The organism is Massiliimicrobium timonense (genome assembly GCF_002160865.1).
Taxonomy (GTDB): Bacteria; Bacillota_I; Bacilli_A; order Erysipelotrichales; family Coprobacillaceae; genus Allocoprobacillus.
The window spans coordinates 1-5,295 of record NZ_NFLJ01000070.1 but is presented as its reverse complement, the minus strand read 5'-3'; the positions used below and the strand labels follow the sequence as shown (position 1 = coordinate 5,295).

Sequence of the window (5,295 nt, the reverse complement as noted above, 5' to 3'; positions counted from 1 at the left end):
GGACTATATAGACAAGCAAATGGGAATGTAGTTAACTTCTTACTTAATGCGGATATTCTAGCCATAAGAAAAGAGGAAAGACCTGGTTTGGTCAATCCCCTCGCATACTATCTAAGATAAGTTGTATTAACATATAAATGTAGCGCCGTATACGAGACCCGTACGTACGGTGCAATGAGAGGGGCGAAGATTAATTTCTTCCCTCTACTCTATTGTATTGTATAATAATGTGATAATCGTTATAATACTTATATTAGCAAATACAGAAAGGAAGAATGAAAGATATGACAGAATTAGAAAAGATGAAACAGGGGTTATGGTATGATGCAAACTATGATGAAGAACTCGTTAAAAAAAGGTATCAGTGCTTTGATTTATGTCATGAATATAATTTAACAAAACCAAGTTGTTTTGAACAAAAGAATAAGATTATGGAACAGATTTTAGGTTATTTACCAAAGAGCTTAGAGATTGTTGCACCTTTTCAATGTGATTATGGAAAGCATATACAATTTGGTGAGTATGTTTTTGTCAATTATAATTGTTATTTTATGGATGGAGCTAAGATAACTATAGGCAATCACGTTTTTATTGGACCTTCATGTGGTTTCTATACTGCAAAACATCCACTTGATTATCAAAGACGTAATGATGGTCTTGAACAGGCATTACCGATTGTCGTTGGGGATAACTGCTGGTTTGGTGCGAATGTCAGTGTCATGCCGGGTGTTACGATTGGAAGTGGTTGCGTGATAGGAGCTGGAAGTATCGTTGTTAATGATATACCAGACAATTCAGTTGTTGCAGGAGTTCCAGCGAGAGTGATCAAAACAATAAATCAATGATAGATTAAGTAAGGAGAAAATTATGGAATTTGATATAAGTCAGTTAAAGTGGACAAGAGAACCTCAAAGCTATGATATAAAAGAGGATAAAATTGAAATGATTACAAAGCCATATACAGATTTATGGCAAAGGACTTATTATCATTTTAGAAATGATAATGCTCCTGTTTTACAGATGAAAACAAAAGAAAAATATTTTTCATTTGTAGTCAAAACTGAATTTGAGAGTCATCAGCGTTTTGATCAATGTGGCATTGTGATGTATTTGGATAGTGAAAATTGGTTAAAGGCTTCTATTGAATATGAAAATGAAGCATTTCAAAGATTAGGTAGTGTTGTAACAAATAATGGATATTCTGATTGGGCAACGATATCTATTCCAGCTTCTATAAAGTCTATGTGGTATCGTTTAAGCAGACGAGAAGATGATTTTTGTATAGAGTGTTCAAATGATGGTCAAGTCTTTCAACAAATGCGTATTTGTCATATGAATCAAGCTATAGATGAAATTCAATTTGGTATATATGCAGCAAGTCCAGAAAATTCATCATTCAAAGCGACATTTACTCATATGATGATGGGAGAATGTCAATGGCTGGCACATGATGGACAACAACCAGATGAAAAATAAAAAGATCACTTATGATGATCTTTTTGATGGTTATATTCATATTGACGTCTATTTTGTCGATCTTTGATAACAGAGTTTTCAAAGTGATAAATATAATGAATATTGTTTTCATAATCTTTCATAAAGATGAGCATATAGATATTATCTAATAAAAATGTCATAGATATTTTAGACGCAAAAGCCCCTTGTTTGATAATGTTATTTTCACCATGTTTTAAAATCACAGCATATTTACAAAGCTTGATTAAAGGTGAATTTTCATTAGAAGTCACTAAAATAACAGGAATATTCAAATGAATATTTTCAAATACCCAATTTTTAACTCTTGTACTCGTAGCGTTATTACTGATAATAAAAGCAATAGGATTTTTAGATGTTTTAAAACGATGGACATTTTCAAAACCTATTTGAGTATTGCAGTAGATTGGTAGCCTAAGTTTTTGACATTTCATAACAAAATCCTGAGCAATTAATAATGAAGAACCTACACCATATACTGTAATAGCATCAGAATGATACAATAAATGAGCAATATTTTTTAATTGTTGAATATCTAATGAATGATAAACATCATCAATAACTTGATGATACATTTGATAAAATCTTTTAGGAATATCTTCTTCTTTGATATTTTGTTCAAAAGGCATATTGATTTCAATGCGTTTTTCATTGAGAATTAAAGAATTGAGTTCTGAAGCGAATTTGATTTTAAAATCAGAATAACCTTTCACACCCAACTTTTTAGTTAATCTGACAATACACGAAGGAGATGTATAAGTGACTTTAGCTAATTCATCAACACTTAAATTAATAACTTCTTGAGGATTATTGAGTATAAAATCCATGACAGCTTGTTCATTGTGAGTAAATTTTTGACTTTCTTTTAATTTTTGAAATAATGACATGATAGACCTCTTAAAGAATGTTTATTTTGATTCCTTTTCATCTAGTTTTTTTAATTTCCATTGAATAAGACGTTGAGAAAGTTTTTGAGAACGTTTCTTTTGTTTTAAGTCAAAATCCTTTTTATAAGAAGCAAACAATTCATGAATTTTACCAGTAGGATCTTCAATAATATGAAAACCACTCACAATGCCTTCTTTTTGACCAATATCATTTGCATCAAAGGGAATATAGTAATAATAATCTTGTGTATCATCAATAACTTTTAATAATTGTTGATGAAATCCAATCACATAATAATTCTTTCCATCTGTTAAATCAGCATTTTTATCATGTCCAATAAATTGAACAATACCTATACAATCCACTTTTTCTTTTTCATTTGTTTCTAAATTAAGTCTTTCTACCTGCATCATATGCCTCCTGTTTATATTTATAAGAATATTTTATTCAAAAAGCATAATAAATACAATATAAAATGATAGAAAAGGTAATGTTTTTCTTTTGGAAAAGTTTGAATTTTGATATGATAAAAAAGGTGATAAGAATGTTTACAAAGGAACAGATTCAACAGTTTAATCCATTAGAAATGAAGATTTATGAGTATATCATTACCCATGAATTAGAATTCCCATATATGAGTATTCGTGAGTTAGCAGATGGTGTTTCAACATCTACAGCATCTATTTTACGTTTTTGTAAAAAGCTTGGATATGATGGCTTTAAAGAATTGAAATATGTCTTTAAAAATGAATTAAGAGAAAAAACACTTTTAAAAAAATATGATTTTGCTGAAATCATTCATTGTATCGAAAAGTTGGATAGTCCTTTTTATCGAGAAAAATTTAGTGAAGCCACGACAATGATTGGTAATGCAGATATATTGTTGTTTATTGGTATTGGTGATTCGGGAATTATGGCTGATTATGGAGCAAGATGTTTTACAAACTATGGGAAATTATCTGTTGCGATACATGATCCTTATACGAATATGACATTTTCTGGTGAAAAATGTGTGGTGATTGTTTTGTCAGTATCAGGAGAAACGGTGGAAACAATCAGCATGTTACATGGCTGTAAAGAAAGTGGATGTCATATTATAGGCATTAGTGCTACGGAAAATAATACATTATCAAGACTAAGTCATCTTATGATTCCTTATTATATCAATCGACATCGTATTAATGATAGAGAATTAACATCTCAAATACCGGCAATGTGTATTATTGAAAAGTTGGCAGGAATGACAATGGAAGTGTAACGTTTTGTTACAAAAATGTTATTTTTTGTTAAAAATGAATGAAAATGATGAATGGGGAAAACCCCTTTTTTTGCTTAGAGGGGTTTGTTATAATGCTGACGTAGATAAGAAACCGGTTTCAAATTATCTGTCAAAATTGAGATAAGGCAGGAAAAATTATGGACAAGTTACAGGCAACAATGGAAAAGTTCTTTGTTCCATTTGCTGCTAAAATCAATGGTCAAAGACATGTCGCTGCAGTGCGTGATGCATTTACATTATCATTCCCACTGACAATGGCAGGGTCAATGGTTTTATTGATTAACAATGTTTTATTAGATCCAAATGGATTCATTGCTAGTTTGCTTCATTTAGGAGATTTGATTCCTAATTTAGCTGAATATCAAGCAGTCCTCAATTCAGTTATTAACGGGACAACAAATATCTTAGCTGTTTTAATTGCTTTTTTAACAGCCTATCAATTAGCTGAAGAAATGGAAGGAGATAAAGTTTTATGTGGTGTAACATCTCTTTCTGCATATTTCATTTTGTATCCTGCTTCAAGAGCTTTTGCTGATGAATCTGGTGCAGGTTTAACAACAACTTATTTAGGAGCACAAGGTCTATTCGTTGCTTTATTTGTTGGTTTATTTGTTGCTGAAATTTTGACACGTTTAGGACGTAATTCTAAATTAAGAATTTCTATGCCAGCAATGGTTCCACCAGCTGTTTCTAAATCATTTAACTTATTAATTCCTATTATGATTGTACTTGGATTAACTGGTGTGATTAACTTTATTTTTGGTAAAATTACAGCTGATGGTATTCAAGTGCTTATTTATAATGCAATTCAGGCACCATTAACATCTTTAGGAAGTTCAATGGGAACAATATTAACATTTGTTGTGGTACAACAATTCTTATGGGTATTAGGTATTCATGGACCAAATACATTAAATGCATTGCGTTCTGTTATTTTCACAGAACAAGCCAATGCCAACTTAGCTTATGTTGCTGCCAATGGAACGGCATGGGGTGCCCCTTATCCAGTCAACTGGGGATCAATCAATGATGCATTTGGTAATACAGGTGGCTCAGGAGCAACTCTAGGTTTGATTATTGCGATGTTTATTGCTGGACGTAAAAATAAAGCACAATATCAAATTGCGAAGATGTCTTTAGCACCGGGATTATTTAACATCAATGAGCCAATTATTTTTGGTTTCCCACTTGTTATGAATCCTATGTATATGGTTCCATTTATTTTAGCACCAGTTGTATGTAATATTTTTGGGTGGTTCTGTGTTGAAGTGATTCAAATCATTCCACCGGTTGCTTATAGTGTAGCTTGGACAACACCGGGATTCTTGATTCCATTTTTAGGTTCGGGAGCAACAAGTATTATGGCACTCGTCATTGGATTTGTCTGTGTAGCTATTAGTACAGTCATTTATTTACCATTTGTTATGGCAAGTACAAGAGCAGCTGTTAAGGCAGAACAAGCTGGTGAAGGTGAATAAAGATGAAAGCTAGTTTTTTATGGGGCGGTGCAGTTGCCGCCCATCAAGTTGAAGGTGGATGGCGTGATGGTGGCAAAGGTATCAATGTATCAGATATTATGACTGTAGGTAGCCATGCCAGTCCAAGAAAGATTACACCTGTCATTGATGAAAATG

7 protein-coding genes are annotated in these 5,295 nt (G+C 32.0%); 5 read left to right on the top strand and 2 right to left on the bottom strand.

Going from position 1 to position 5,295, the window contains the following annotated elements:
- The first annotated feature begins 284 nt into the window (after positions 1 to 284).
- The gene (locus tag B5E75_RS13925; protein WP_087360507.1) at positions 285 to 845 is read left to right on the top strand and encodes a sugar O-acetyltransferase; all 561 of its coding nucleotides are present in this window, start codon (positions 285 to 287) and stop codon (positions 843 to 845) included.
- 22 nt (positions 846 to 867) lie between these two features.
- Positions 868 to 1,476: a DUF1349 domain-containing protein gene (locus B5E75_RS13920; RefSeq protein ID WP_087360504.1), complete on the top strand. Its 609-nt coding sequence runs from the start codon at positions 868 to 870 to the stop codon at positions 1,474 to 1,476.
- A 5-nt stretch (positions 1,477 to 1,481) separates the two neighbouring features.
- Here the strand turns inward: B5E75_RS13920 and B5E75_RS13915 are convergent, their stop codons facing one another.
- Both B5E75_RS13915 and B5E75_RS13910 read right to left on the bottom strand, forming a co-directional pair.
- Positions 1,482 to 2,381 carry a MurR/RpiR family transcriptional regulator gene (locus tag B5E75_RS13915; RefSeq protein WP_087360501.1) on the bottom strand — a complete coding sequence of 300 codons (900 nt, stop codon included), beginning with the start codon at positions 2,379 to 2,381 and terminating at the stop codon, positions 1,482 to 1,484.
- Between the two features lie 21 nt (positions 2,382 to 2,402).
- Positions 2,403 to 2,792, bottom strand: a complete 390-nt coding sequence (locus B5E75_RS13910) for a hypothetical protein (RefSeq protein WP_087360498.1) — start codon at positions 2,790 to 2,792, stop codon at positions 2,403 to 2,405.
- Positions 2,793 to 2,926: 134 nt separating this feature from the next.
- On the opposite strand from B5E75_RS13910, the gene B5E75_RS13905 reads away from it, so the two are divergent.
- From B5E75_RS13905 to B5E75_RS14480, 3 genes are all read left to right on the top strand, one after another.
- Positions 2,927 to 3,640, top strand: coding sequence for a MurR/RpiR family transcriptional regulator (locus B5E75_RS13905; protein ID WP_162607712.1), 714 nt, complete (start codon positions 2,927 to 2,929; stop codon positions 3,638 to 3,640).
- Positions 3,641 to 3,798: 158 nt separating this feature from the next.
- Positions 3,799 to 5,139 carry a PTS sugar transporter subunit IIC gene (locus B5E75_RS13900; protein ID WP_087360492.1) on the top strand — a complete coding sequence of 447 codons (1,341 nt, stop codon included), beginning with the start codon at positions 3,799 to 3,801 and terminating at the stop codon, positions 5,137 to 5,139.
- A 2-nt stretch (positions 5,140 to 5,141) separates the two neighbouring features.
- A partial coding sequence (locus B5E75_RS14480; protein ID WP_143746978.1) for a family 1 glycosylhydrolase occupies positions 5,142 to 5,295 on the top strand: 154 nt, incomplete at its 3' end.

What these genes read in the sequence shown, in the direction of transcription:
- B5E75_RS13925 (WP_087360507.1), top strand. Translation starts at nt 285, where the DNA reads ATGACAGAATTAGAAAAGATGAAACAGGGGTTATGGTATGATGCAAAC.
- B5E75_RS13920 (WP_087360504.1), top strand. Translation starts at nt 868, where the DNA reads ATGGAATTTGATATAAGTCAGTTAAAGTGGACAAGAGAACCTCAAAGC.
- B5E75_RS13915 (WP_087360501.1), bottom strand. Translation starts at nt 2,381, where the DNA reads ATGTCATTATTTCAAAAATTAAAAGAAAGTCAAAAATTTACTCACAAT.
- B5E75_RS13910 (WP_087360498.1), bottom strand. Translation starts at nt 2,792, where the DNA reads ATGCAGGTAGAAAGACTTAATTTAGAAACAAATGAAAAAGAAAAAGTG.
- B5E75_RS13905 (WP_162607712.1), top strand. Translation starts at nt 2,927, where the DNA reads ATGTTTACAAAGGAACAGATTCAACAGTTTAATCCATTAGAAATGAAG.
- B5E75_RS13900 (WP_087360492.1), top strand. Translation starts at nt 3,799, where the DNA reads ATGGACAAGTTACAGGCAACAATGGAAAAGTTCTTTGTTCCATTTGCT.